This window comes from Legionella cherrii (assembly GCF_900635815.1).
In the GTDB taxonomy this organism is placed as follows: domain Bacteria; phylum Pseudomonadota; class Gammaproteobacteria; order Legionellales; family Legionellaceae; genus Legionella; species Legionella cherrii.
Genome location: NZ_LR134173.1, coordinates 1251664 through 1277966, shown reverse-complemented (window position 1 = coordinate 1277966; position 26303 = coordinate 1251664). Strand labels below are relative to the sequence as shown.

The window sequence follows — 26303 nt, the reverse complement described above, 5'->3', positions numbered from 1 at the left end:
CACTGAAATTTCAACGTGACAATAAAGCTAAACTATAATTTTCATCATGACCAAAATACGACTCCGGTAGAATCAGTGGACTTCAATTTATGGGTGGAGAAGCGAAATAATTTAACGAAATAATCTGGGAGGGCATAAACCATTTTTTAACTCGTGGCGAGCAATCCATTCCAATTAGAGTAATACCCCTACTTAGGGAGTGATCATAGAGATCCTGGTATTGACGAAGATTTAGCCCCACGAGCACAAAACAAACTCCCTATAGGATTAGCTATAGGGAGTGAGAAAAATGATTATCGTGAAGCTCTTTGGATGTCTTTACCCACATGCGATACATCTTGTCCAAAACCATGAACAGTTCCACAGGAACTTAACATTCCAAGTGTGGAGAGACAAATGCTAACTATGATTATTTTTTTCAGCATGTTATTCCCCTTTTTTATTTTAAATTTATTCTTTATGTAAATTATTCTAGACCATATTTTTATAAAATTAAAAATTAATACCAAATTTTTTAAATAAATTCATCAATGTATTTTCTCAAAAAATATTGATACAGTACTTATTCCATCAAACCAAAAGGGATCTAAATTTTGCGTTCGTTTTTTGTAATTTGTGCATTAATCACACTCACATTAACGGGCTGTTCCCTCTTTGGTGAGGTCCATACGAATACAGAACCACTTCATGCAGCTGACTTAGCAATAAAACATCGTTATAAACTTCCTAAAAATATAAAATCAATCCATTATCTTAAACCGCTTATCGATCCACAATTAAAACAACTCGTTTCTGTGGCACTCGCTGATTCACCTGATATGCGCAGCGCTGAAGCTCGAGTTCAACAGGCGCAACAACTTGCCAAAATTGCCTATTCATCACTTTGGCCATTTATAGACTCAAGTGGTTATTTGGAAAAGGCATACTTTCCAATACATGGCAAAGTTCCCCCACCAATCAACTCTATCAAAGTCGATCAAGCGAACATTGCAGACATTGGCTTAAAATTTAATTATGAGCTGGATTTTTGGGGTAAAAATAGAGAAAACTTAGCAAGTAAAGTCAGTGAAGCCTTTGCTGCACAGATGGATCTCGCTGAAACTCGGCTCATTTTGAGTACTGCCGTTGCTACCACTTATTTCGACATTCAAAATAATATCATTCAACAACGGTTAGCCAAAGAAAATGCACGCTTGTTAAAACAGCTTGCTGATATCATCGTAGGTCGGGAACAGCAAGGCATTGAATCCAATATTCCAGTAAAAACCGCATTAGCTAATGCTCAGGCAGCCACACTATCTATAGAAGATTACAAACGCGCTGAACTGCAGTCACGCCATCAATTAGCCGTATTAATGGGAAAAAACCCTTTGAATACACAAATTGAGACGGCAGCTTTTGTTTATAACAAGAAACAACTCCTGTTGCCTGCAGTAATTCCTGCAAACATACTTGCCCAAAGACCGGATATAGCCTCAGCTCGGGCCTTAACTGAAGCTGCCGCACATCAAGTCAATGTAGCTAAAACAGCATTCTTCCCGAATATTAACTTGAAAGGTCTGTTAAGCCTGCAAAGTATCTATTTTACTAAAGCATTCAATATATGGCTGCAAAATGATAATGTGAGTGCTGCCTTTGATTTACCTATTTTTGATGCGGGTGCACGCAAGGCAAATCTAGGAGCAAATTATGCGCAATATGAACTCGCAGTAAGCCAATATAATCAAACCATTTTAAATTCATTACAGCAAGTAAGTGACCAATTATCTGCCTTGAAAACACTGGATGCTCAAATTACCGCACAAAACCAGGCATTAAACTATACTGAATCCAATTACAAATTACTCCAAGCTCGTTATACTCAAGGAATTATTGATTACACCCAACTTATTGAATTAAAACAGTTATTAGTCCAAGAAAAAGCTATTTTATATAATTTACAAACGCGTCAAAAGCAAGCTTTTGTAGCCTTATTAGCAGCCTTAGGTGGAGAGCTATAAATTATGGCAGAAATAAAAGAATCTGAAGCCCAATCTAAAGATCAGGGTGGTCCAACAGCTGAAACGTTACGTAAACGCAAGACTGCGATGCTCGTTCTTGGCGGTCTTTTTTTACTTATAGCGCTGATATGGTTTCTCTATTGGCTTATTTCGGGACGATTTAAACTATCCACCGATAATGCCTATGTGAACGGGAATATGGTTCAACTTATGCCTCAAGTCCCCGGCACCGTCGTTAAAATTAAAACAGATGACACGCAACTGGTGACTGAAGGCCAGACCATAATTCAACTGGATCCCACTGATTATGTGGTGGCGCTACAACGAGCCAAAGCAGATTTAGCACAAACTGTACGTCAAGTCCGCCAATATTTTGAAAATGCCGCACAAGCACAACAAAATGTGATTGTAGGTAAAGCAAATCTGATTAAAGCACAACTGGATTTGAAACGCCGGGAAGGTCTAGTTGGAAATCGAGCGGTATCTCGTGAAGAGATGCAACATTATAAAACAGCCCTAGAGGCAGCTCAGGCCAATTATGATCTTTCTTTACATCAACTTGATGCCGCACTTGCGTTAGTTGAAAATTCTCATCTTTACACTCACCCATTAGTTGAAACGGCCAAAACAAATTTAAAAATGGCTTACCTGAATTTTCGCAGAGCCACTATTGTTGCGCCTGCTACGGGTTATGTAGCGAAACGTAATGTCCATCCTGGACAACAAGTGTCTATGAACTCCGCCATGTTAGCGATTGTTCCCTTAAATGATACTTGGGTCGATGCAAATTTCAAAGAAACTGAATTAAATGACATCCGTGTGGGCCAACCCGTTACGCTTTACGCCGATGCTTATCCTGGAATGACATATCATGGACATGTGGTTGGCTTAAATGCAGGAACAGGTTCAGCCTTTGCCCTACTTCCGCCACAAAATGCCACAGGAAACTGGATTAAAATCGTACAACGACTGCCTGTGCGCATTAGTTTGGACCCGGAAGAATTGAAAAAGACGCCTTTGCAACTCGGCCTATCCATGCGGGTGACCATTGATATTCATAATTTAAAAGGGACTCGCTTGGCTCAAATAACAGAGCCTAAAGTTACCTTTCAAACCAATGTTTATAAGAAGCAGCTCGCGGAGGTAGAGTCGATTATTAATGAAATTTTACATGCAAACTCACCGGATATGTCCTTGCCAAGGAAAAAAGTATAATGACTGAGCGTCCTCCACTAACTGGCAGTAGATTGGCTCTAATGACCATTTCTTTATCACTGGCCATTTTTATGAATGTCCTTGATGTCTCTATTGCTAATGTGGCAATCCCCACTATCGCAGGAGATTTAGGTGTTAGCCCCGATAATGGAACTTGGGTTATTACCTCTTTTGCAGTAAGTCAAGCCATTATGCTGCCTCTTACCGGATGGCTTGCTAAACGTTTTGGCGAAGTGCGTTTATTTCTTTTTTCTACAGCCTTATTTACCATTGCTTCCGTGCTCTGTGGCCTATCCATAAATCTGGAAATGCTGGTTTTTTTCCGCGTTATTCAGGGTGCAGTTTCAGGCCCTATGATTCCTCTATCACAGAGTATTCTTCTGGCCAATTACCCTCCCGAAAAACGAGGATTGGCAACCGGAATATGGGCAATGACCGCTGTTGTAGGTCCAATATTTGGCCCTATCATGGGTGGTGTTATTACTGACAATTATACCTGGCCCTGGATTTTTTATATTAACGTTCCTGTTGGGATTTTTTCGGTAATCTTCACCATGATCACTCTTAGTGGAAGAGAAACCCCCACCACTAAATTACCTATTGATTATATAGGCTTGGTTTTATTATGCATAGGCATTGGTTGTTTACAGGTTTTATTAGATAAAGGCAATGATCTCGATTGGTTTAAATCAGAATTTATTCTAACTTTGGCGATTATCTCAACGATTACTTTAAGTTTTTTAATCATTTGGCTTTTGACCCAAGAGCACCCCATTATCGATTTATATTTATTTGCTCACCGTAATTTTACCATTGGAACGATAGGTCTGACTTTGGGTTTTATGGTCTATTTCGCTACTGTAGTTATTTTTCCATTATGGTTGCAGACCCAAATGGGATATACCCCCACGTGGGCGGGACTTGCGGTTGCACCCGTAGGCGTTTTACCCTTTTTTTTAACCCCCATTGTTGGTAACTATATGGGAAAATTTGATTTACGCATTATTATCAGCTTAGGGTTTATTATCTTCGTTCTTACCTGCTTATGGCAGTCTACCTTTTATACTGAAGTGGGGTTTATCCAACTGATTACACCTCGATTTATACAGGGAATTGCTCTTGCTTTTTTCTTTACCCCATTAATTGCCTTAATTTTGGCCGATTTACCCCCTGAACGGTTAGCCAGTGCTTTAGGCGTTGGCAACTTTTTTCGAATTTTGGGAGGGAGCTTCGGAACTTCAATCAGTGTTACTTTATGGAGTCACAGAGAAGCCCTACACCAAAGCCATCTGGTAGAACAAATTACCGCATACAATCCTTTAGTCCAACAAGCAATAGATCAATTGCATTCATTAGGAATCTCGGGTCTAAAAAGTTTTGGTATCATTTACACCCAAATAATTAATCAAGCATATATGCTCGCTACGAACGATATTTTCAGACTCTCCGCTTGGATTTTTATGATTTTACTTGTAATGATTTGGCTTGCTGAACCAACCTATGCCCGCTCATCTGGAGGCATTGCAGCAGAGTGATTGTTTTATGTTCAATACTTCCCTATAATCCCCTCGGTTTTAATAATAATAACAATAAAAGGTGTTCTGAAATGAAAAAATGGATGATATTAGCGACAACCAGCTTGATGATGATGAATGCTCATGCAGATAAATCTTGGTGCGGTTATAAAGATTATTTTCGTTTAAGCGATACTTCTCACCCAGGCATCTATGTAGTAAGCGGATTTAACGATGCTGATGTGTTTCTCCACATCATTGGCCCACGTAGCTTTGAAATTTTAGATTCATACCAATGCCGCAGTGGCTATGCACATGTTACCGTTGCTTATGACTCAGAAAATTGGTGTGTGCTTGATATTAAAGATGGTCCATTAATGAATCACCCAACAGTTAGTGCTTCCTGTAACGGAATTCGTTATATTGATACAGTATATGATGGCATGGGTAGCTACTCTTATACTATTAATCTCGATTAATACGGCTACGTTATTGCAAATACAGGCTGGGCTGTTAGGCCCAGCCTCCCCTTGTCTGACCACCAACTTGTGATTCGCATCAAGTACTAAGAATTGCCTGGATTTGGATTATTTCTTGCCTTTATCGATTGCCGCGCCCTTCTTTCCCAGCTCTAAAGCCCCCCCACCTAAAGCTTTAATTAACTGAATACTGGCAATTTGTCGGCGCGTATAAATGTTTACTAATGAAAGTTTTGATTGTAATGCGGCATTTTCAACCACCACCACCTGCAGAAAAGTAACAAGACCGCCTTTATATCGATACAATTCCTGATCCCATGCTCGCTTGGCTGCACGAGCCGCTGCTTTTTGACTTTGATACTCCTTATCAAGCTGATTGATTGCAACCAGATTATCCTCCACTTCCTGAAATGCAGTTAATACAGTTTGTCGGTAAGTAGCTACTGTTTCGAAATATTGTGCTTTAGCTTGATTTAGTAGACCTCGCAATCGTCCCCCATCAAAAAGAGTCACTTCAGCTACAGGTTGAGTTAAGGATAATAAACTCAAAGGGCCGAGCGACCAAAAAAGACTGGGTTTCGAAATGAGATTGGATAAGCTCCTGCTTTGAAAACCGCCACTGCCGGTTAAATCAATCACAGGAAAAAAAGCAGCGCGGGCTACGCCAATATTTGCATTTGCAGCAATAACTCGAGATTCAGCAGCTACGATATCAGGTCTTCTATCTAAAATAGTTGAAGGTAAATTAGGGGCTATTGCTAAGAAAACCCTGGGTGATTTTGCAGGGGCCAATGAAAAATTACTCGGTATTTCTCCAACTAATACCGCAATCGCATGTTCAAGCTGAGCTCGCTGTAAGCGCATGTCGGCAGCCATTGTTTTGGCATTCTCAAGCTGAGTTTCAGCTTCGTCTACATCAGATATAGGTGCCGCCCCACCTTGATAACGTTTTTTGGTTAAATAAAGGGCTTTTTGATAAGCAACAACGGTGGTGTCTAAAATTCGTTGTGCCTCATCACTTCCCCTTAAAGCCAAATAATTGGTGGCAAGAGCGGCTTGTAAACTTAATCGAATCGAAGCCATATCCGCAGCACTTGCCTTGGCATTACTTTCATTGGCGATGACTGTGTTGCGAACACTACCCCATGCATCCAGCTCATAACTAAGAAAACCACCTAATAAAAATTGATTAAATACTGGAGTCGCTGGAGGATTTGCAACGGTTCGTGAATTTTGTTGTCTATCCGCATTGAATAATCCTTGAATAGTTGGAAAAAAATACGAACGGGCAACTTGAACCAATGAAATCGCCTCCTGAAAATGGGCATAGGCTAATTTCAAATCTTGGTTTGCCACACTCAGCTGTTGTTCCAAATCATTTAACACCGGATCGTGAAAGGCCAACCACCATGCATCAGGAGCAACAATTTGGGGGGCTGATTTAATTTTCAACCATTTTCCAGGTTCCTTAAACTGTTCAGGGATTGGCATCGCTGGGCGATGATAGGGGGGAGCTAAAGAACAACCCACCAATGCAAAAAGGAGAACCCCGGCACTGATCAACTTTTTCATGAAACAACTCGCACTACTTCGCCGTTGATAATAGAATCAGGAGGATTAATCACAATTCGGTCACCTGGCGATACCCCAGTAGCAATTTCAACTGTGGCACCAAAATCACGTCGAATTGTTACTGATTTCAAAACTATTTTATTGTCTTTACCTAAAGCAGCTACTTGTAATCCCTGTGCACGAAAGAGCAAGGTATTAACTGGCAAAATCACTGTCTTAGGAGGAACGGGTAAAGTAAACCATACTTCGGTATAACCACCAGGTAATAATTCCCCCTGTTTATTTGGGGAAATAAATTGAGCGAGTAACGTTCGCGTCTTAGGGTCAATAGCGTGTGCTGTTTCATATAATTTTGCTGGAAAAACCTGTTTAGGATGCTCTGCAAAATGCAGTTTGACTGTCATATCAGGTTTGATACGTGCTGAATAATACTGGGGAATTTTGACGTAAATTCGCAAAGGGCTTGTTTGCGCAATACGAAATAATGGTCGTGCGGTTGAACTACTCCCTGCATCAATCAAATCACCGATGTCCGTAGCACGATCCGTGATGACCCCATCAAAAGGCGCGATAACCTGTTCAAAGCCTACTAACTCTTGTAATCGTTGCAAATTAGCCTTCGCCGAATGCATCGCGGCCTCAAGAGCTGCAGCGGTGCTCACCTTTTCATCCGTTTCCTGTTGGGAAACAGATTCCGTTTTTAATAAATTAAGCCAACGTTTTGCTGTAATCTGTGCCAGTTGATTATTAGCAATTGCTGTATTTAAATCTGCCCTTGCCTGGCGTTCCTGTGCATCAAGTTCTGGGGTTTCAATGACAGCTAGCAAATCCCCTTTTTTTACCCGACTGCCAATATCGACATACCATTTTTTTACATAGCCATTAGTCCGGGCAAAAATAGGTGATTCATGCCAGGCCTGAACATTACCGGGCAATATAATTTTATCAAATCCTTTTTCTTGTTTTGCTTTCATCACCCGAACGACAGGAACTGCATCTGCAAGTGTCTCATTGCGCAAGCTTATCGCGGCATAAACACGTAAAACAATGAGCACTAAGAGAATGAATAAAAAAACAGTAAGCGCCAAAATAAGTCGTTTATGTTGGTGGTTCTGTATCTGCGACTTGATCGTTTTAAGCATGATCCTTCCTTTGCTTTTTCTTCAATTTGCGTTCATGAATGACATAAAAAACCGCAGGGACAAAAAAGAGTGTTGCTACCGTCGCAAAAGATAACCCTCCAATGACTGCCCGTCCTAAAGGAGCATTCTGTTCACCACCATCCCCAAGCCCCAGCGCCATGGGAAACATACCAATTATCATCGCTAGCGCAGTCATCATTACCGGTCGTAAACGCGTTTTTCCTGCTTCAAGGGCTGCTTTCATTGGATCATTTTCAACCGCAAGATGATCACGAGCAAAACTGATAATAAGAATACTATTTGCTGTTGCAACCCCCATGCACATAATTGCTCCCGTTAAAGCAGGTACACTTAATGCCGTATGAGTAATAAATAGCATCCAAGCAATTCCAGCAATCGCGGCAGGCAATGCAGTAATAATAATAAAAGGATCAGTCCAAGATTGAAAGTTAATAACAATCAATAAATAAACTAACAAGATTGAAAATGCTAATCCCCAATATAATCCATTGAACGCATTTTCTTTGGTATCAATTTGTCCACGTATCGCTACAGATGATCCTTTAGGCAAATCTTTTTTTGTATCGTGAATAATTTTCTCGATATCTTTTGTCACCGAGCCTAAATCCCTGTCTTGTATCGAAGCAAAAATATCAATCACTGGTTGAACATTATAATGAGACTCAACCACAGAGGTCCAAGTACGTTTCAAAGTGGCAAAAGAACCTAAAATTTGTGCTTGGCTCGGTGTGGTCAAACTTCCGATTGGTATATTGAGCAAATCATTTAACGAAGTCATTGCATATTGTGGTGCTTGCGTCACAATAGGATAAGAAACACCGTTTTTAGGATCCAACCAAAATGTAGGGGTTGTCTGAAAACTACCAGATAAAGTAATTAATAAGTCAGAAGCAACATTGAATTGAGTAAACCCAAGTTCATTTGCCAAACTGCGGTCGACGTCTACAAAAAATTCAGGATAGTTATTGGCCTGTCTTATTCGTACATCAGTAAGGCCAGGAACTCGTTTCAACTGACTCATCAATTGATTCGCATGATGAGCATTTTCCTCTTTTTTTAAGCCGATAACCTGAATATCAATTGGTGATGGCAAACCAAAATTGATGATTTGATTTACAATATCAGCCGGTAAAAATGCAAAAGTCACTTGGGGAAAACGTTCTCTTAAAACAGATCTCAACTGGTGAACATAACCTGGGCTTGGGCGATGTCCATCTTTCAGAGAAATTAAGATATCGGCATCTTCCGGACCATTTGTTGCTGAATTACTGTACGATAAATTAATACCACTCACAGGCAAACCAATATTATCAACAATACTTCCCAAATCCTTAGGAGGTATAACCTGCCGGATCACTGTATCAATATTATCAACAAGTCGTGCGGTTTCTTCTACTCGCGTCCCTGTTGGAGCACTAATATGTAATTTAATTTGTCCTGCATCCACGCTGGGGAAAAAATTTGAACCAAGCCATGGCCAGAGTAATAATATGGAAACACCAACAAAAGCTAAAAAACAAGGAATAAAAATTTTAGCATTGTCTAATACCCATGATAATGATTCGGAATAACGGGAACGGAGCAGTGTAAATTTGTCTTCGAATTGTGCATGCAAACGAGCCATGCGGCTTTTATTTTTCTCCTCGCCCATCAGTTCATGTTTGTGTAACCAATATTTTGCGAGCGTAGCTACAAGTGTGCGTGATAACACATAAGACATCAGCATAGCAAAAATTACCGCCTCTGCTAAAGGTACGAATAAGTATTGAGCAACACCCCCTAAAAAAAACATAGGTACAAAAACAATACAAATACATAAGGTTGATACCAGCGCAGGTATGGCGATTTGTTTCGCACCATCAAGAATAGCCTGTTCTACTTCTTTCCCTTGCTCTAAATTCCAGTTAATGTTCTCGATTGCAACGGTCGCATCATCAACTAAAATACCCACAGCAAGAGCTAACCCTCCTAAGGTCATAATATTAATCGTCTCGCCTAAAGCTGAAAGGACAGTAATCGATGCAATGATGGATAGTGGAATAGACAAGGTAATAATAAAGGTGCTACGCAGACTTCCTAAAAAAAGTAAAATCATAAGACCCGTTAATGCTGCAGCGATGACTCCCTCAACAATAACCCCACGAATGGCTGCCGTGACAAAAATGGATTGATCCGCAAAATTTGATAAATTAAGTCCTTCCGGAAGCATGTCCTTCACTTTAGGCAATAAAGCCTTTACCCGATGTACAATATCTAAAGTGGACGCATTTCCAGTTTTTTGTATCGACATCATGACCGCTCGCTTTCCATCGACCCTTACGATATTGGTTTGCGGCGCGAATCCATCACGTACATGAGCCACATCACGAATATATAACACTCGACCGGGCGTTGATTTAACAGGCACATCATTTAATTCAACAGCTGAAAGCGGACTGCCATTTAATTTGACAATATACTCATATTCACCAATTTTCTGTGTTCCTGAGGGTATAATTAGGTTTTGGGCAAGAATTGCGCTATTAATGTCTTGTGCCGAGACACCATAGGTTTGCATGGCCTGTAAATCTAAATCGACTTGTATTTGCCGAATTTTACCTCCATAAGGATATGGAACTGCCGCTCCTTGTACGGTTGCCAGTTGCGTACGAAGAAAATTATTGCCCAAATCATTTAATTTTTGTTCTGGGATGGTCGCACTCGAAAGCACCAGTTGTAAGACCGGAACGGTTGATGCTTTATAGCTTAAGACTAAGGGGGGTAACGTCCCTGGCGGCAAATTGCGTAGTATGGTTTGAGAGATTGCCGTGACCTGGCTTAGAGCGACATCAATATTAACACCGTGTTGAAAGAATAATTTGATGACGCTGACGCCAATCAGTGATTCCGATTCAATATGCTCGATATCATTGACTGTAGTAGTTACAGCACGTTCAAACACACTCGTAATGCGGTTACCCATTTCATCGGGAGGCAAGCCGGTGTAATTCCATACCACACTCACAACGGGGATATTGATGTCAGGGAAAATATCTGTAGGAGTACGCATTATTGCCAAAGGCCCAATAATGAGAAGCATTAGAGCCATTACAATAAACGTGTAAGGTCGCGAAAGTGCAATCCATACAATCCACATAAATATCCATATCCCCGATTGAAACAGTAAGTCATTATATCAATGAAATGAATTAGTCTTTAAGAATAAAACTCGAGTTTTTTTGATACTCGTGCCCGCTTATTACTTTGAAAAAAAAGAAATTCCTAAGGATCTTTATCTTAAAGGATAATTTTGCAATGACATAGTTTTTGATTATATGTTTTTTTAATTGACTTAGATAGCTTTAACCAAGATCAAACTCTTGTCCACGACGAACGAAACCGGCAAAGCCATGAGATTTGGCGTCAGGTAACTCGCCATCATTGTAGTGATATAACCAAAGCTTTGCTTTAATCTTAGGGTCCAAAGTATCTAATTGATTGAAATGGGTATGCACACCACTAGGCACATCTAATGTTTCGCAATCATGAAAAATTACGGTGGCGTCTCGAAAATAGTTTTTGAAACGATCTGGGGTAAATTGTGCATCAGTAGTGATAAAAAATGATTTTCCTTTATGGCCAATATTCAAACCATAGCTTGGCATCAATTCCTTATTTGAATGGATGTGAATTGTCTGAACTAAACTCAAGTTCAAACCTTCCCAATTGAAAATTTCACCATCTTTGACTATGTGAACCACAAAATAATCACTCAACGTTGCTTCTTTTTCATTAAGTGTTCTCAAACCCCCACTTAAACTATGCTCCCATAATGGCTGCACCAAGTGTTCATGAATAATCAATTGAGGAGTTCCATTCTGAGCAGCAAATTTACGTTGAAATGCGAGCCACTCGATTCCACCTATGTGATCAGCATGCAAATGGCTAACGTAAAGCGCATCTATATCTTGAGAACGATATCCAGCGTGAGTCAATGAAAAACGAATATCGGTGCCACAATCTATCAATAGTTTTTTACCACTATCGGCTATAAGTAACATATTGGATTGGAAGTTTCCAAAATCCGTTCCTATACCGCTGCCAGCCCCTAGAAATAACAATTTCATTAAATAATCCCTGAACTTAGTTAAGACTCGTCCTAAAGTTCCTTAATAAAACAACTATCTTCTTCACTAAGAATAGCATTTAAAATGAGTTATTAGAAATAGCTCAACGATCATAAATGAGCTATTCTTCAAAGTAAGTTGACAAAGAACATGAGTCATATGTGCTAAAAAAATTCCATCTTAAAAATACGCGCCTTTTAAACTATTTTTTCTTATTTTTAGCAATCACGCTTGTGAGTTTGATCGTGTGTTTATTTGTATTAAAGTACATTGCTATTCAAGAAGTTATTGATGGAAACGATCGTTATCAATTGTATAAATTAGCCAATAAGCTCCGTCAGAGCTCCGATGATTTAACTGAGTTGTCTCGTCTTTATGTGATAACAGGTGAGAAAAAATACCGTGATTACTATTATGAAACTTTGGCAATACGCAACGGTACCTCGCCTCGCCCTGTAAATTATGACGAATTGTACTGGGATTTGGTTATTGGTAATGATGTTCCCCAATCATATGGTCCAGCAAAATCGTTAGCATCAATGATGTTAGAACATCATTTTACGCTCAAAGAGTTTTCCTTATTGACCGAAGCAGAAAATAAAAGCAATAAACTTGCAGAAACTGAAATTAAAGCGATGAATTTGGTTGATGGAACACATCAAGATAAATCAGGAATCGACAAGCCTAATCCCGAATTAGCCAGACAAATGCTTTTTGATGAGGATTATATGAAGGCCAAATTACAGGTGATGCAGCCCTTACAGGAATTTTTTACCCTGGTTAATGACCGAACCTTCTTAACGAATGAAAAAATTGAAACCAAAATGTCTAAGATTATCGCTTTGGCACTCGTACTCTCATTTTTATCAACAATACTGATGCTCTTTTTTATTATTCATGCATTAAAAACATTATCGAGGGTAAATGAGGAAAATGATTTATTGCTATTGAATATCTTGCCAGAATCCATTGCCTCACGCTTGAAAATGGGAGAGCAGGATATTGCTGACGAATTCCCGCAAGCCAGCGTGATGTTTGCAGATATTATTAATTTTACCCAAATGACAGAACAATTAGGCGCCAAAAAGACCGTTGATCTTTTAAACCGCTTATTTGCTGAATTCGACAAACTCACAGAAAAATATTATGTAGAAAAAGTGAAAACCATTGGCGATAACTATATGGCTGTATCAGGTGTTCCGGAACAAACAACACGACACGCGATCAACATTGCGAACTATGCTTTAGCCATCCAGGAAAGATTGCTGACTTTTAATCAAGAAAATCAAATGAAACTCCAATTGCGCATTGGCATTACATATGGTCCGGTAATCGCTGGAATAATAGGCCATAAAAAATTTGTTTACGATATATGGGGTAATGTGGTCAACTTAGCCAGCCGTTTAGAAGAATCTTCTCTTCCTAATAAAATCCATATTTCAGAAAAAATGGCTTTTATGCTTCAAGATGAATTCATTGTGGAACCACGAGGAACTGTGGAAATGAAAGGGATCGGTGAAATAAAAACCTATTTCCTTTTGGGAAAAAAGGAAAAATAACTGCAGAGGTCTTTATCAGTCTGAATGACAGCGTGGACATATCCCATAAATATTTAATGCATGATCAGTCATCTTAAAATTGGCGCGTTCAGCTATAGTTTTTTGTCTCTGCTCAATGATTTCATCGACAAATTCCTCAACACAGCCGCATTTAATGCAGACGAGATGATCGTGATGAGCTCCCTGACTCAATTCAAATACTGAATGTCCTCCTTCAAAATTATGGCGATTAACGAGTCCGGCAGCCTCAAACTGCGTTAATACACGATAAACCGTAGCAAGGCCTACATCTTCTCCAGTTTCTAATAAGGCCTTATAAACACCTTCCGCACTTAAATGATGATTTGGAGATTGTTCCAATATTTGCAATACTTTTAAACGTGGTAAAGTAATTTTTAATCCAGCATTCTTAAGTTGCTTGCTTTCTTCCATCAATGCCCTCTTCGCTGTTATGAACTTAGGTGTCTTTCAGTAAATGACGTGTTATTATGGCGAAATTTTTCACGATAGGCAAAAAAAATGAGAATAATAATCTTTCTACTTGGAATTGTATTTACTTTAACCCTAACTCAATGTACCACCTTTGACTTATCTCGACGCGTAGTACAGCAGGGAAACTTATTACCGCAATCGCGAATAGACCGACTTAAAGTAGGAATGAGCAAGAATGATGTTGCCATACTAATGGGTACCAGTCTGTTAAGCCCTACATTTAATAATAACCGCTGGGACTATGCATACACCTGGCGTAGAGGTCATGGGCCTATAACCATGTCTACATTAAGTTTATATTTCCACAACGATACTCTAACACGTATAGAACGTGATCAATTTAAACCCGGAGCCGGACTCAATCACCCAGACATTAATCAGGAATAATAGATATTATCAAGACTTCGTCATCTCGAGCGAAGCCAAGGAATCGCCCAGCACAACACCGTGTTATAGCATAGAGCGCCCTTGAGCGGCTCGAGATGAAGACAAAAAAATTCCGGATTAGTTTGCGCTAACCCAGGCTTCAAAACTACAGCATTCAGGCTACTTATGCTGGCGAGCACGAGTAGCTTTTTGACGCCGCTTCTCTTTAGGATCTAAAACCAAAGGTCTGTATATTTCCACCCTGTCACCTTCCTGCAAAACCTGCTCCAAAGAAACTTGCTTTGCATAAATGCCCACGGGCATATCTCGAGTTTCTGGGTAAGTTTGGTATATTCCTGATGCACTCAATGCATCAAAAACGGTTGCCCCATGTTGAAGATCGAGAGTCATATGAACTGTCTTTTTTTCCGCAGTCACGTATACCAGTTCCACTTTAACCATAAATAGCCTTGGCTCGTTCACAAAATGAATCAACCATTTTATCCGTTACTTGTTCAAATACTGGGCCAAGCAACATGGAAAACATACGCCCTGCAAATTCAAACTCTAAATCAAAAGAAACCTTACATCCCTCTTCGACTTCATCAAAGCGCCAGAACCCTTCTAAATGGCTAAATGGACCATCAACAAGACGAATTTCTATCATTTTATTAATTTGTAATCTATTGCGGGTAGTAAATGACTTACTCATCCCGGCCGCCCCAATAACTAATGTGGCCTGTACCTCATCTTCATCCCGATGATGTACTAAACTTTCTGCGCAATAAGGTAGAAACTCCGCATAGCGCTCTACTTCATTCACTAACGCAAACATTTGTTCACAGGTGTAATTAACAGTACGTGCCTTTCTCACTACGGGCATTATGCTTCTCCCCGAATTTTAAGTCTCAACCAAAGACTCAGATCTTTAATTTCCTCAAAACAAATTGAATGTTCCATCGGATACTTATAATAAGAAATATGTTTGTATCCTTTATTCAATAGCCAATCTTTACTTGATTCAGTCCATTGAGATAAAACAAGAGGATCAAATTGTCCTGCCCCCATAAAAAAAGGTGTGTCCTTATCCAGTTTTGGTCGGGTATGGGCTGCTAAAGGTAAATAAGCAGATAAAGCCACCACTCCAGCCAAACGAGCCGTTGTATGCAGCGCAGTATGTAACGCCATCGCCCCACCTTGCGAAAAGCCTGCTAAAAAAATCTGATTGTAAGTAAAACCATCATTTAATTGTTCATCCATGACTTTACGAATCAATAATTCGGATTGTTCAATCCCTTCTTTATCTTCCCTATCAATTAATTTCATACCAACAATATCATACCAAGCAGGCATGACCATTCCGCCATTCAGGGTCACTGGACGCTGGGGAGCATTAATAAACACATGACGTAACGCCACATCAGAAACAGTTAACTGATCGACTAACCCCATCATATCGGAAGCATCTGCTCCTAATCCATGCATCCAAATGACGCATGCCTGCGCTTGAGCCTGTGACTCATTGATAAATACATTCAAAACAAATCCCCTCACAGACAAAAAAGAGAAATTATCGCTAATGCCTCAACACAGTGCAAGTTATACCTTCTCGATATTTCATAGAATCTCAGAACAGCAAAAATAAAAACAAAATCACACCATTTTGATCAATTTAAAAGCAAAAACCCCATCCAGGCTATTTTATTATTAGGCAAGATGTATTATAGTGCGCTACAGTGGGTCAATAAGCGGCAAAAATATGTTTAAGAAATTAGAATCTAAATCATTTACCCTTACTATGTTGGGGACAGGCACAGTCTATACCCCTACTCTAAAAAACAAGAAAAAAGTACCTGTAAAAGCAGGAGATAAATTGCAAGAGTATTATCCTAAAGGAGAAACTCTCAGTCTTGTATCAATGTTGGTTAAAACAGATAACCCAGTGATTGATCACAAACAACTTGTTCCTTATCAATCTTTAGACATCGCTGTTGTCAACGGCCCCAAGAATGACGGAACCAATGTTGGCGAAAAAATTGGACTTGGTCTGGGTATCGCTTTAAATGCTCTTGTTCGAGGACAAACTGAACTAAATGATATTGCCCACAGCAGAGGCGGGGTTGAATCCATTTTGATTGCTCATGAAATCAATGCGATAAAAGAAGCGATGACCTTTTGTGAAGATTTTGAGCAACTAATCAAAGAGTTAACACGACAACAAGCAGAAAGACAAAAAGGCAAACCCACGAATAATACCCCTGACATTATTAAATCCCTATTAACCCAATTACCTCAATCAACAGCAGAGAAAGATCAATGGTTTAAGGCACTAAAAGCCAATATCCCTGAAGTGTCAATGAACCTGTTTATCATTGACCCTGTTCCTGGGGATGTCTGGCCTATAACATGGTATGACCCAAGATTTTATAGCATCCCGCCTATTGTTAAATATGCAGAATTTATCTATTACGAAAATGAACATTCAGATTGGGGCTTTACACCAATCTATCCGGAGGCATCCGATCCACAACAACAGGTAGTCATTCGCAATACCCTACCCGGACATCATGGTACAGGTTCTTCTGGAAGTAACGCATCACAACAGAGCTTTGTCGTTTCTCCTGATAAAACCAAATCGACACACGTACAAAAATTAATGATTTTTAAATTACTTCATTTTTTATTGAATCATGGTGTTGAATTTAAAGATGCTCAAGAAATTTTTCATGAACGCACCGGACTCGGTAGAAAATATCTCGCTTTTCTGGAAGAGGTAGGAATTAATGAGAATATTGATGCAGCTAAACTTGATTTTCCAACCATATTTCGCAAGCTTTACGACAAAATTTACGCCAATAGAGCGGCATATGAAGCATTCAACACGACTCATTACATTGGAATGGGTGTAGCACCACAAAGAAAAGTGCTACGTACTGACCATAAATATGGACTTTTAACGGAGATCTTCCCTAAAAACATAGGATATGTTAACGAAGAGCACAGTGTATTAATGAAAGAGTTTTTCTTCAAAATATTCCACGAACCGTCACAAAAAGATCAAACCATTTTAGAGCTCATTAAATCAGCACAAGCTGTATTGTCTAAAAACATCAAAGTCATTACGAATCTTTCCTCTTCTACTATTAGTGAACATCAAAAAATTGCTCCGACAGCAATACTTGACAGTGAAAGTGCACGTAAAGATGTCTTGATATCTTTTGGTACTTTGATTCAAAGAGTAAGCCAACAATATTTAATGGATGACTGGAGTTCAGAGAAAAAGCAACACGAAAAAGAAGAACTTTTTGTTGCTATCATTGGCCTATTTGCAGAGTTTAAAGAACTAGCAAAAACTGACAATCAAACCATACAAGAATTTGTGGCCTCACTCATCGATTTGACCCTAAACGGGATTAGTCAGACCGTCGGACAACAACATGCAAATCTGGAAGAAGTATTTAATCGTCTTCGCACACCAACTGATACAAACTTGAGGTCCTTTTTTCATACCTTATTAACTCAGCTCAATAAAGATGAAGCTTCTTCTGAATTAGAAATTCAACAGGAAATTAATGAAATCTTTACCAGTTTTGAGTTTGCTCAATTAGCGGATCATCCCATAAAAATAAAGATAGAATTTATTTGCCAAAAATTAAAAGAAAAACTGCCTCGAAGTGAGAGCCAAGAGAACTTGGTCGACCAACTTGTTACACGGTTTGAAGAAAATTATGGCAGTTCATTTGATGAATTTGAAAAACTGTATCATCAAATTGGAGTTTTTATTAATGATGCTGCCGCATTAGGTCGACAGTTCGAAACTGAAGCAGCTGTGTTTAACAAGCATGAACTCTCTTTGCGAAAAAAAGCTGAAGCATTAATCGATGTGGCGGCACAAAAATTTTATCGAGATAGGCCAACTTCATTACCTGAACCTGCAGAAAAAGGCTCCTTTAAAGAGTTAGTCGAACGTCATGCCATAAATACTTATGGCGTAGTTGACCGGCTCAAACAAAAAAAAGCGCATTTGGAAGAAGAAAAGGAACAACTAAGTGCCCGTATCAAACTAATGGAGCAACAAATAGACGAAAAGGAACGAATAGCAAAAGAAACAAACGCCTCACTGGAGTTAGAAAGAGCAAAAAAAATTGAATACCATTCAGCAATGAATAATGATAAAGAAGCTGAATATCTATTGCTCATTAATAAGAAACTTGTTCCCTTAACAAAAGAGTATTTGGCCTTTCTCGACACCCAGTTGTCTCACAGACCTCGGGGGCTGGAAAAAAATGATGAGATAAAAGAAAAAGATGATAAAGTAAACTCTAAAATTAGCAAAGTAACGAAGTTGTATGAGATTTTGACCGACACAAACAAAATACCTCATCCCAAAGACCGTTTGCACTCCTTTTACACCAAGCTGGATAGGTATGAAAATCAATTCATAGCCCATCATGATTCGGATTGGGTCACGTTTCGCAGAAACTTGGTCATTGCTGCAGGAGTGCTTTTGACCCTCATCGTCCCTGGTTTAATCGCACTGGCAATTTATGCTAATGTAGGTCATTCATCCGTAAAATCATGTTATTTTTGGCGATCATCTGGACAAAATGCAGTGAGTTCATTTAACCAATACAGAGCAGCTGCTGATATACCAATTGCTATTGTAGATAAAGATGAAGAGGAAGAGAGCAGACCGCGACCATCTGAGCTTATGTAATCATGTAGCTTGGGTGCGGTGCAGCATGTCCGGGTTAATGGAATAGGATTTTTTATCTCAACCCCGGGTTACGGCTGCGCCTAACCCAGCTACAATCAGAAACATTTCCTAGTACTTGAATTTTTATCTAAATAAATGGATAGTTACCGTTCTAAAAACTTTTAAATACTCTAATGAAACAAATTCACTTTTTATTTATGGTTTGCATTGCCATACTCTTAGTAGGTTGTGGACAAAAAGGACCACTCTATTTGCCAGAACCAACAACGAAAACGCAAGTGAGTAACGAGAACTCAAAATAATCCAGTTCAACAGGCAAATTATGAAAATTAAATTTACCAAAATGCATGGCTTAGGTAATGATTTCATGGTGATTGATGGTATTAATCAGCAGATCAATCTAAATCCTCAACACATAATTACTATGGCCCAACGCCATACTGGGATTGGCTTTGATCAATGCTTGCTTATTGAAGCAAGCATGCAGGAGGGTATTGACTTTAATTATCGAATTTTTAATGCCGATGGCCAAGAAGTCGGGCAATGCGGCAATGGAGCACGTTGTCTTGCCCTATTTGCTAAATATTACGGATTAACTGATAAAAATCACTTAACTGTGGCAACGCGCACCACACAGATGAATTTGCATATCAATACAGACTCTAGCGTTAGCGTCGATATGGGAATCCCTCGCTTATCGCCATCTGATATACCCTTCATTACCGAGCAACAATCTGCTGAATATTTTCTAGAACTTCAACCGAACAAAACAGTTCACTTTCATGCCTTAAGTGTGGGCAATCCACATGCAGTATTGGTGGTAGAAGATACAGACAAAGCCCCTGTCCATGCCTTAGGAAGAGAAATCAGTTTACATCCCCGTTTTCCCGTCCAAGCCAATGTTGGATTTATGCAAATTGTGAATCAAAACCATATCAAATTACGAGTCTATGAACGTGGTTGTGGCGAAACACAAGCATGTGGAAGCGGTGCTGTTGCAGCAGCTGCTATTGGTCGCTTATATCATCAATTGGACCAACAAATAAAAGTAACCTTACCTGGTGGCGATTTATTAATTGACTGGCCATCATTTAATGAGCCGATAATTCTAACCGGACCAGCCGTTTTTGTTTATGAAGGTATCTTGTTTTAGCTTAAATACATTTCCTATGCAAAATTAACACAAGTATTGAATTTTCTTTACAAAGAGTTATTCTGAAAGAACGCCTCACACTCGCACTGTTCCAAATTTACACTAGACTTCTTTCGAAATTCACTTCAAAGTGCGAAGAGAAGCGCAGAACCGCAGTGTACACCCAAGTACATGAGGACTCAGGCACCTGCTCGATGAATTAGTTTGTCGCTACGATAGAGTATCGAAAAAACTCTATTTGGAAATAGGGGGCTTGGTTAAAAGGAGAGTGTCATGACAGGAAGCAAAATACAAAGTTTTGACTTATTCAAAGCGGCTATGGGAAACCTGGAATATTTAACGGAAATTAATAAGGATACAAAAAGCCAAGCCCACTTTTTAACGACGATTGAGGAAGGGGAATTGACCATCCCAAATATTCTCGAGTGCATTCAAATTGTTAAAAATCCACAGATAAAATCGCTCTTAATTATTTACTTATTAAGTCAAAGAGAATATTTAGCTTGTTTAAAGGGTGACTCATTATTAAACAGGTTAACCCATCAAGATCATCATATCCCTTCACGTCTTAATGCTCTAGTGCATCAATTAGACTTAAAAACTCTCTCACCCCAATTAATTGAGAAACTAGAACCTGAGTCAGCAATTAGTATTCTTTGTTCTGTTCCTCATTTTCATCAATTGACTAAACTCCAAGTAGAGGCCCTTCTTGAACGATACCCTCTCTATGAAAGACACCAGGTTCTTACTTATTGGATTAATCATTTTGCTTTAATGCCTAATGCTCATTATGTCTTAGCTCATTTTATGAACATCGCAGGTCCAAATGTTATTGATGAATTAGGCAAAATGGAACCGAGCCAAAAAGAAGCAGTGGTGGTTAATATCATTGAGAATTTAGGATTATTTCAAAACATTCCTAATAAGTTTTTCGACCATGCACACCGAGAATCTCATTTGCTACTGGCTATACGTCTCTATCTTAATGGTCATTATAATAAAAGCTATGCATTTTATATTAATCAATTAACGAAAAAACTGTTAGATAAAAATTACCCTTTCTCATTAGAAGCAGTAGAACTCCTTTTTTTCTTAAATGATAAGCTTGCATTTAAGGAATTAGCAACTAGAACCGCCTACTTAACCAATCGCTATTTACGAACAAATGCATTAAAAGGCAATGCGGCATTATTTTATCAAAATAAGCGAATCAATATGCCAAGGATGTTGCAAAATATTTATTTAAATCCGCCCATCCCCGGAATTCCGAAAGAACAAAAACCCTCTGTAACCCCTGATGAAAGTCCATTTATAAAAGAGGTGGTTCAACGTGGCAAGTCAATGAATTGTTTTGAGTATTTTTTAATACACTATAAAGGCAGTTCGGAGCCCATTCTTAAGTTGCTTCATGATTACATGGAGTTTTATGAGCGGTCTGTGGACATCAACACCCGCAACAAAGCAATCCACCACATAGGGTTCATGTTGAAACGTCCCGAAATAGACCAAACGGTAAAAGAAACCATTTTTTCCGCATTTTTAAACCACCCTGTTTTTTTTGATGAACCAATCATTTATCACTTATTTTTATTTGATGCCAAGAGAGTTATTCGTTATTTTGGTCTCCGTGGTGGAAAAGAAAATTATCAACGAGTCATTGACTTATGTACCTTAGCCCTAAAAAATCTTAACGCTGAAAAAAATCTGGAAACCATTCAAATCGCTCAAAAAGCCCTCTCTGAAGCACAAGTAGAATTAAATTTTTCTAATGAGTATGGATTTATTTCTGCTTTCATTAACTGGATTAAACGATGTTGGATATATGGATGGACCGGGTTTTTTAAACCAAATTCTCCCAATTTTGTTGCACCAACATCATACTATTTAGAAGAAAACAAGAACTCATCATCCTTAAGGCGGACAAAAAGTGCCGAATCATCCCAAGAATCAGAAACAACGCTTCTGGATTTGTTGAACAAAATTGCCCTTCCTTTAACACAAGAAAAATTTGAAGAAATCATTAAAGCACTCGATAGATTTTCGCTACAAACAATGCCTAAGAGTGAGTTAATTACACGACAAAAATTGCATAAGTTATATCATTATGTAATGAAACATAGGGAAGAGAATGAAAGCATTTATCATTGGTTAAAAGACAACCAGAATCCATTCATCGTCAATCAATTTCGTCTTTTAGAACTGATGTTAAAAGAAAAATCACGTGGAGAAATTGATTCATTACTTGCACAGGTCAACGAAGACTCTGATCAGCTGCAATATATTTCTGATGAGTTGGATGAGCTCATGCCAGAACTAGTAGTTGTTCCCAGTAAAAAACCGGCACCAAGCTCGGAAACAAGTGATTTTGTAGCAAGTGCGGGTAAAATACTCTCAAAATATACCTGCGACGCAACTGTATATGCACAAAGTGCCTTGAGTTGGGCTGAGGGCTTTTTTGCCAAAATGAAAAAACCTGAACTCGTAGAAGAAGATACCTTTGAAGTGGAACATATTGAATCGTTTAAAACGATAATAAACAGTAAAGGAACGATTACAACTTGAGTTTCCAACGCTTATGCATCCAATTCCATTGTTCAGGATGAGCCAAAATAATACGTTCTAATGCTTGATTATAAGCTAAGGTATTATAATAAAGAGACTCTTGAGCCGTATCATAATCTTTCCATGGAATAGGATCATAAAACTCCAGGACATGCTTCCCATTGGGTAATCTATATCCAGCAGCTGGAATTACAGGAACTCCGGTATAACGAGATAGGGTTGCAAGGCTACGGTAAGTTCCTGCTTTCACGCCAAAAAACTCAACAGCGATACCATCTCGGTTGGCCAGTGAGGCATGTTGATCAAGGACGAAAATCACTGCATGATTTTTTTCCAAAGCAGCACAAACCTTATCTAGAGAATTTTTTTTAGGAATCACATTTAAGCCAACTTGGTAGTACTGTTTAAATAAACTTCGTTCGATAAATTTAATTGACAAGGTCCGACGAATAAAATGAAACTGACCTTGAAATTCTTTAAAGTTTAAAACACCACCAATGGGTGCAACCTCCCAATTGCCAAAATGTCCTGTTAGAACTAAAACTCCTTTTTGTTGTGCTACAACTGCCAACATATGTTCATGGCCACGCACCTCTACCAGATTGCGTAAATCCCCTTCTGACATAAAACGCAATTGAATTGCTTCTTTAAAGGATTTAAGCAAATGTGTGTAGTACGATGTAGCCAGTCGTTTTTTTTGCGTGCTATTCAATTGCTCGCCAAAAACACGATCAATATTTGCCATCACGACTTTTCGCTTATAAGGCAGAAACTTATAGACGAATCGGCCAAGTAAACTTATGGGCAATTCATTAATTTTTTGTTCTAATTCAGTCACAAGCTTTGATCACCAAACAGGCATTCATACTGGCAAATCCTCGATTGATCGTCAGTGCATAAGGACCGCGTTTTAACGCTTGATGCTCCGTACTTACGGATAATCCTTGGCAACTGGGTGCAACCTTTTGCAAATTCGCTATACCAGGTACACACTTGGAAGAGAGTGCATAAGTAGCCATTACTGTGTCAATCAAACCAGAAGCACATATAGTATGCCCCATAGACCATTTGAATGCTGTTACAGGAATTTCTTGTTCGGCAAAAACACTTTGTATCGCCTGAGATTCACTATAATCCGATTTACTGTTCCCATTACCATGCGCAACAATAAAGCCTAAGTCATTAGGATTTAATTGGACACATTCTAAAGTACGACGTATCAACTCAGCAAGTTGCTCCCCACTTGTATCTAGAGAAAACAACCCTTCAGCTTCTGTGGTTGATAATCCCCCCATAACTTCACCATAGCACGTGGCTGAGCGCGCACGCATACTGGCCTCACTTTCTAATACTAAAGCAGCAGCACCTTCGGCCATAATCGTACCATCATGCGACTCATCAAAAGGTTTTAAGTGTTGATTGCTTAATACCCCTAATTGCTCATAGTAAAATAAAGCTTGAGGTTCAGTAGCCATATCATAAGCAACCACTACTGCTCGCTCTGCCTGACCACTGCGAATAGCATGATATGCTTCCAATAAAGCTTGTGTTCCACCAACCGCATGGTTTGTTACATTATGATTGGGGCCCTTAAACTCATAGGTTATCCCTGTGTATGCAAGAACATTATTAGGCAATATGCGTAATAACCACATCGGATGAACTGTTTCAAATAGATGTTGTGCAAATTGGTGCATATCCTTTTGAGTTTTTGCGAGCAAAGGTAAAAAATCATATTGTTGAAAATATTTATTGCCTGGTGAACCCACGAAAACAGCCGTTTGTTCATTAAATGAATTAGGGTCTTCAAGAGCATCACGATAAGCAATCATTTGACTGTGCTCGATAGCTTGTACTGCAGCATGAATTCCCATGACATCCTGCCGTGAAATCACTTTCATCAACTTGCGATCGGGTAGCATTTTTGCTGGATTAAATTCTTTTAACTCCCCACCCAAACGATGAGGCCATTGCGATAAATCCCAGTGAGTTATTTCAGCAATTCCATTTTTACCCGAGAGAATTGCATCCCAGGTTGCATCCGCAGTAGCGCCTGAAGCAGTTAGTGCACTTCGTCCTGTAATAAATACTCTGTTACTCTGACTCATATACCTGCTCCTTCAAATTCAGGATGCTTAAATAACAAGCAACTATTGGAGCCACCAAATCCAAATGAATTGGAGAGAACCACTCCCAAAGAGCGTTCACGCGGTCCATCAACCACATAATCCAAATCACACTCTGGATCGGGAGTAGTTAAATTGGCTGTCTTGGGTATCGTTGCTTGCTCTATGGATTTAACTGATAAAACAGCCTCTAGCGCACCGGCCGCAGCAATCAAATGTCCGGTTTGACTTTTGGTCGAACTCACAGGCAAGTTTGCGACAGATTCTCCAAAAACTGCTTTAATGGCATTCGTTTCACTTAAGTCATTCATTTTGGTTGAGGTACCATGTGCATTAATGTAATCCACATCGGAAGCTTGGACTCCAGCATCCTGAAGAGCACGCTCTATTGCTTGTATTGCCCCATCGCCATTTGGATGCGAATCAGTAATTCGATAAGAACTTAATGAATTTCCTTCGCCGGCTAGTTCTGCGTAAATATGAGCGCCTCGCGCTTTTGCCTTATTCCATTCTTCCAGAATTAAAAAAGCAGCCCCTTCTCCTAAAACAAAACCATTACGTGTCCCATCAAAAGGTCTACTTGCTGTTTCAGGCGTGCTGTTATAAGTAGATAAGGCACCTAATAAGCAAAAACTGGATAATCCCAAAGGATTAATCATTGAATCAAATCCTCCAGCCAGCATAAAATCAGCTTCACCCCGACGGATGACTTGCATTGCTAACCCTAGTGCTTGTCCACCTGATGCACAAGCTGTATGAACCGAGGAAGCATAACCTCTGATGCCAAATTGTTGGATCAACAAAGAAAGGCCTGAATTTGGCGTTGTTTTACCGAAATCAGATAATTTATAAAATTCTTGCGTATTCGCCAGCAAACGCGTCCAATCTGCGTCACCATTTGGGGCACAAATTTCTTGAAATCGAGATAAGTAATCAAATTCAGCAGTCATCATCCCACTGCCGGTAACAACCCCCCACTGTGCTGCGGTTTGTGCTGTTGGCAAAATCCCAGCGTCATCAAAAGCTTGCTGAGCAGCTTCAAGCGCATAGCGGGTAAAATACACTGAAAAGCGACTACGTTTGGTAGTTAATTTAGGAGCAAGCGAAAAATTCTTCACCTCAGCCGCAATATAGGTTGGAAAAGCACTGGCATCAAATTGTTTGATTTTAGAAATACCTGAGCGTCCCTCCAATAAATTGGACCATGTAGACTGAACGTCAAGCCCCAAAGGAGAAACAGCTCCCATACCTGTAATCGCAACTCGTCTTTTTTTCACTT

General features: G+C 39.3%; 21 protein-coding genes and 1 pseudogene. 10 read left to right on the top strand and 12 right to left on the bottom strand.

Annotated features, from left to right (window positions below; genetic code table 11):
- Positions 1 to 293 precede the first annotated feature (293 nt).
- Positions 294 to 425: an entericidin A/B family lipoprotein gene (locus tag EL022_RS05550; RefSeq protein WP_081776882.1), complete on the bottom strand. Its 132-nt coding sequence runs from the start codon at positions 423 to 425 to the stop codon at positions 294 to 296.
- A gap of 168 nt (positions 426 to 593) precedes the next feature.
- Between EL022_RS05550 and EL022_RS05545 the strand changes: the two genes are divergently transcribed.
- From EL022_RS05545 to EL022_RS05530, 4 genes are all read left to right on the top strand, one after another.
- Positions 594 to 2000, top strand: a complete 1407-nt coding sequence (locus tag EL022_RS05545) for an efflux transporter outer membrane subunit (protein WP_028381345.1) — start codon at positions 594 to 596, stop codon at positions 1998 to 2000.
- A 3-nt stretch (positions 2001 to 2003) separates the two neighbouring features.
- Positions 2004 to 3215: an HlyD/EmrA/EmrK family protein gene (locus EL022_RS05540; RefSeq protein WP_028381346.1), complete on the top strand. Its 1212-nt coding sequence runs from the start codon at positions 2004 to 2006 to the stop codon at positions 3213 to 3215.
- Positions 3215 to 4750, top strand: coding sequence for a DHA2 family efflux MFS transporter permease subunit (locus EL022_RS05535; RefSeq protein ID WP_028381347.1), 1536 nt, complete (start codon positions 3215 to 3217; stop codon positions 4748 to 4750). The genes EL022_RS05540 and EL022_RS05535 overlap by 1 nt, the downstream gene beginning before the upstream one ends.
- Before the next feature lie 71 nt (positions 4751 to 4821).
- Positions 4822 to 5208: a hypothetical protein gene (locus EL022_RS05530; protein WP_028381348.1), complete on the top strand. Its 387-nt coding sequence runs from the start codon at positions 4822 to 4824 to the stop codon at positions 5206 to 5208.
- A 108-nt stretch (positions 5209 to 5316) separates the two neighbouring features.
- Here the strand turns inward: EL022_RS05530 and EL022_RS05525 are convergent, their stop codons facing one another.
- The 4 genes from EL022_RS05525 to EL022_RS05510 all read right to left on the bottom strand — a co-directional run bounded on the left by EL022_RS05525 (position 5317) and on the right by EL022_RS05510 (position 12049).
- The gene (locus EL022_RS05525; protein ID WP_028381349.1) at positions 5317 to 6780 is read right to left on the bottom strand and encodes an efflux transporter outer membrane subunit; all 1464 of its coding nucleotides are present in this window, start codon (positions 6778 to 6780) and stop codon (positions 5317 to 5319) included.
- Positions 6777 to 7922, bottom strand: a complete 1146-nt coding sequence (locus tag EL022_RS05520; RefSeq protein WP_028381350.1) for an efflux RND transporter periplasmic adaptor subunit — start codon at positions 7920 to 7922, stop codon at positions 6777 to 6779. The genes EL022_RS05525 and EL022_RS05520 overlap by 4 nt, the downstream gene beginning before the upstream one ends.
- Complete coding sequence (locus EL022_RS05515) at positions 7915 to 11079, bottom strand: efflux RND transporter permease subunit (RefSeq protein WP_028381351.1); 3165 nt, start codon at positions 11077 to 11079, stop codon at positions 7915 to 7917. Before EL022_RS05515 ends, EL022_RS05520 begins: the two co-directional genes overlap by 8 nt.
- Positions 11080 to 11284: 205 nt before the next feature.
- Positions 11285 to 12049 carry an MBL fold metallo-hydrolase gene (locus tag EL022_RS05510; RefSeq protein WP_028381352.1) on the bottom strand — a complete coding sequence of 255 codons (765 nt, stop codon included), beginning with the start codon at positions 12047 to 12049 and terminating at the stop codon, positions 11285 to 11287.
- Between the two features lie 161 nt (positions 12050 to 12210).
- On the opposite strand from EL022_RS05510, the gene EL022_RS05505 reads away from it, so the two are divergent.
- Positions 12211 to 13608 (top strand): adenylate/guanylate cyclase domain-containing protein, encoded by a 1398-nt coding sequence (locus EL022_RS05505; RefSeq protein WP_028381353.1) that lies wholly within the window; start codon positions 12211 to 12213, stop codon positions 13606 to 13608.
- Positions 13609 to 13623: 15 nt separating this feature from the next.
- On the opposite strand, the gene fur is transcribed toward EL022_RS05505, so the two are convergent.
- On the bottom strand, positions 13624 to 14040 hold the full coding sequence (gene fur / locus EL022_RS05500; protein ID WP_028381354.1) for a ferric iron uptake transcriptional regulator: 417 nt from the start codon (positions 14038 to 14040) through the stop codon (positions 13624 to 13626).
- Between the two features lie 56 nt (positions 14041 to 14096).
- Here fur and EL022_RS05495 point away from each other — a divergent pair.
- Positions 14097 to 14487 (top strand): annotated as a pseudogene (locus EL022_RS05495) (outer membrane protein assembly factor BamE).
- 159 nt (positions 14488 to 14646) lie between these two features.
- On the opposite strand, the gene EL022_RS05490 reads toward EL022_RS05495, so the two are convergent.
- The 3 genes from EL022_RS05490 to EL022_RS05480 are packed head-to-tail and all read right to left on the bottom strand — an operon-like array spanning position 14647 to position 16005.
- A complete protein-coding gene (locus EL022_RS05490) occupies positions 14647 to 14928 on the bottom strand; it encodes an RnfH family protein (RefSeq protein WP_028381356.1) in 282 nt (93 codons plus the stop codon).
- Positions 14921 to 15349 carry a type II toxin-antitoxin system RatA family toxin gene (locus tag EL022_RS05485; RefSeq protein WP_028381357.1) on the bottom strand — a complete coding sequence of 143 codons (429 nt, stop codon included), beginning with the start codon at positions 15347 to 15349 and terminating at the stop codon, positions 14921 to 14923. The genes EL022_RS05490 and EL022_RS05485 overlap by 8 nt, the downstream gene beginning before the upstream one ends.
- On the bottom strand, positions 15349 to 16005 hold the full coding sequence (locus EL022_RS05480) for an alpha/beta hydrolase (protein ID WP_028381358.1): 657 nt from the start codon (positions 16003 to 16005) through the stop codon (positions 15349 to 15351). The genes EL022_RS05485 and EL022_RS05480 overlap by 1 nt, the downstream gene beginning before the upstream one ends.
- A gap of 220 nt (positions 16006 to 16225) precedes the next feature.
- Between EL022_RS05480 and EL022_RS05475 the strand changes: the two genes are divergently transcribed.
- From EL022_RS05475 to EL022_RS05460, 4 genes are all read left to right on the top strand, one after another.
- Positions 16226 to 19183 (top strand): hypothetical protein, encoded by a 2958-nt coding sequence (locus tag EL022_RS05475; RefSeq protein WP_028381359.1) that lies wholly within the window; start codon positions 16226 to 16228, stop codon positions 19181 to 19183.
- 173 nt (positions 19184 to 19356) lie between these two features.
- The gene (gene lptM / locus EL022_RS05470; protein ID WP_081776883.1) at positions 19357 to 19485 is read left to right on the top strand and encodes an LPS translocon maturation chaperone LptM; all 129 of its coding nucleotides are present in this window, start codon (positions 19357 to 19359) and stop codon (positions 19483 to 19485) included.
- Between the two features lie 20 nt (positions 19486 to 19505).
- The gene (gene dapF, locus EL022_RS05465; RefSeq protein ID WP_028381360.1) at positions 19506 to 20336 is read left to right on the top strand and encodes a diaminopimelate epimerase; all 831 of its coding nucleotides are present in this window, start codon (positions 19506 to 19508) and stop codon (positions 20334 to 20336) included.
- A 273-nt stretch (positions 20337 to 20609) separates the two neighbouring features.
- Positions 20610 to 22898 carry a hypothetical protein gene (locus tag EL022_RS05460; RefSeq protein WP_028381361.1) on the top strand — a complete coding sequence of 763 codons (2289 nt, stop codon included), beginning with the start codon at positions 20610 to 20612 and terminating at the stop codon, positions 22896 to 22898.
- Here the strand turns inward: EL022_RS05460 and EL022_RS05455 are convergent.
- From EL022_RS05455 to EL022_RS05445, 3 genes are read right to left on the bottom strand one after another with little or no spacing between them, the layout of a single operon-like run.
- A complete protein-coding gene (locus EL022_RS05455; RefSeq protein WP_028381362.1) occupies positions 22888 to 23736 on the bottom strand; it encodes a lysophospholipid acyltransferase family protein in 849 nt (282 codons plus the stop codon). The genes EL022_RS05460 and EL022_RS05455 overlap by 11 nt on opposite strands.
- Complete coding sequence (locus tag EL022_RS05450) at positions 23729 to 25006, bottom strand: beta-ketoacyl-[acyl-carrier-protein] synthase family protein (RefSeq protein WP_028381363.1); 1278 nt, start codon at positions 25004 to 25006, stop codon at positions 23729 to 23731. Before EL022_RS05450 ends, EL022_RS05455 begins: the two co-directional genes overlap by 8 nt.
- Positions 25003 to 26301 (bottom strand): beta-ketoacyl-[acyl-carrier-protein] synthase family protein, encoded by a 1299-nt coding sequence (locus tag EL022_RS05445; protein WP_028381364.1) that lies wholly within the window; start codon positions 26299 to 26301, stop codon positions 25003 to 25005. The genes EL022_RS05450 and EL022_RS05445 overlap by 4 nt, the downstream gene beginning before the upstream one ends.
- Positions 26302 to 26303 lie beyond the last annotated feature (2 nt).

What these genes read in the sequence shown, in the direction of transcription:
- EL022_RS05525 (WP_028381349.1), bottom strand. Translation starts at nt 6,780, where the DNA reads ATGAAAAAGTTGATCAGTGCCGGGGTTCTCCTTTTTGCATTGGTGGGT.
- EL022_RS05490 (WP_028381356.1), bottom strand. Translation starts at nt 14,928, where the DNA reads ATGGTTAAAGTGGAACTGGTATACGTGACTGCGGAAAAAAAGACAGTT.
- EL022_RS05535 (WP_028381347.1), top strand. Translation starts at nt 3,215, where the DNA reads ATGACTGAGCGTCCTCCACTAACTGGCAGTAGATTGGCTCTAATGACC.
- EL022_RS05520 (WP_028381350.1), bottom strand. Translation starts at nt 7,922, where the DNA reads ATGCTTAAAACGATCAAGTCGCAGATACAGAACCACCAACATAAACGA.
- EL022_RS05450 (WP_028381363.1), bottom strand. Translation starts at nt 25,006, where the DNA reads ATGAGTCAGAGTAACAGAGTATTTATTACAGGACGAAGTGCACTAACT.
- EL022_RS05515 (WP_028381351.1), bottom strand. Translation starts at nt 11,079, where the DNA reads ATGTGGATTGTATGGATTGCACTTTCGCGACCTTACACGTTTATTGTA.
- EL022_RS05550 (WP_081776882.1), bottom strand. Translation starts at nt 425, where the DNA reads ATGCTGAAAAAAATAATCATAGTTAGCATTTGTCTCTCCACACTTGGA.
- EL022_RS05540 (WP_028381346.1), top strand. Translation starts at nt 2,004, where the DNA reads ATGGCAGAAATAAAAGAATCTGAAGCCCAATCTAAAGATCAGGGTGGT.
- dapF (WP_028381360.1), top strand. Translation starts at nt 19,506, where the DNA reads ATGAAAATTAAATTTACCAAAATGCATGGCTTAGGTAATGATTTCATG.
- EL022_RS05460 (WP_028381361.1), top strand. Translation starts at nt 20,610, where the DNA reads ATGACAGGAAGCAAAATACAAAGTTTTGACTTATTCAAAGCGGCTATG.
- lptM (WP_081776883.1), top strand. Translation starts at nt 19,357, where the DNA reads ATGAAACAAATTCACTTTTTATTTATGGTTTGCATTGCCATACTCTTA.
- EL022_RS05485 (WP_028381357.1), bottom strand. Translation starts at nt 15,349, where the DNA reads ATGCCCGTAGTGAGAAAGGCACGTACTGTTAATTACACCTGTGAACAA.
- EL022_RS05510 (WP_028381352.1), bottom strand. Translation starts at nt 12,049, where the DNA reads ATGAAATTGTTATTTCTAGGGGCTGGCAGCGGTATAGGAACGGATTTT.
- EL022_RS05475 (WP_028381359.1), top strand. Translation starts at nt 16,226, where the DNA reads ATGTTTAAGAAATTAGAATCTAAATCATTTACCCTTACTATGTTGGGG.
- EL022_RS05530 (WP_028381348.1), top strand. Translation starts at nt 4,822, where the DNA reads ATGAAAAAATGGATGATATTAGCGACAACCAGCTTGATGATGATGAAT.
- fur (WP_028381354.1), bottom strand. Translation starts at nt 14,040, where the DNA reads ATGGAAGAAAGCAAGCAACTTAAGAATGCTGGATTAAAAATTACTTTA.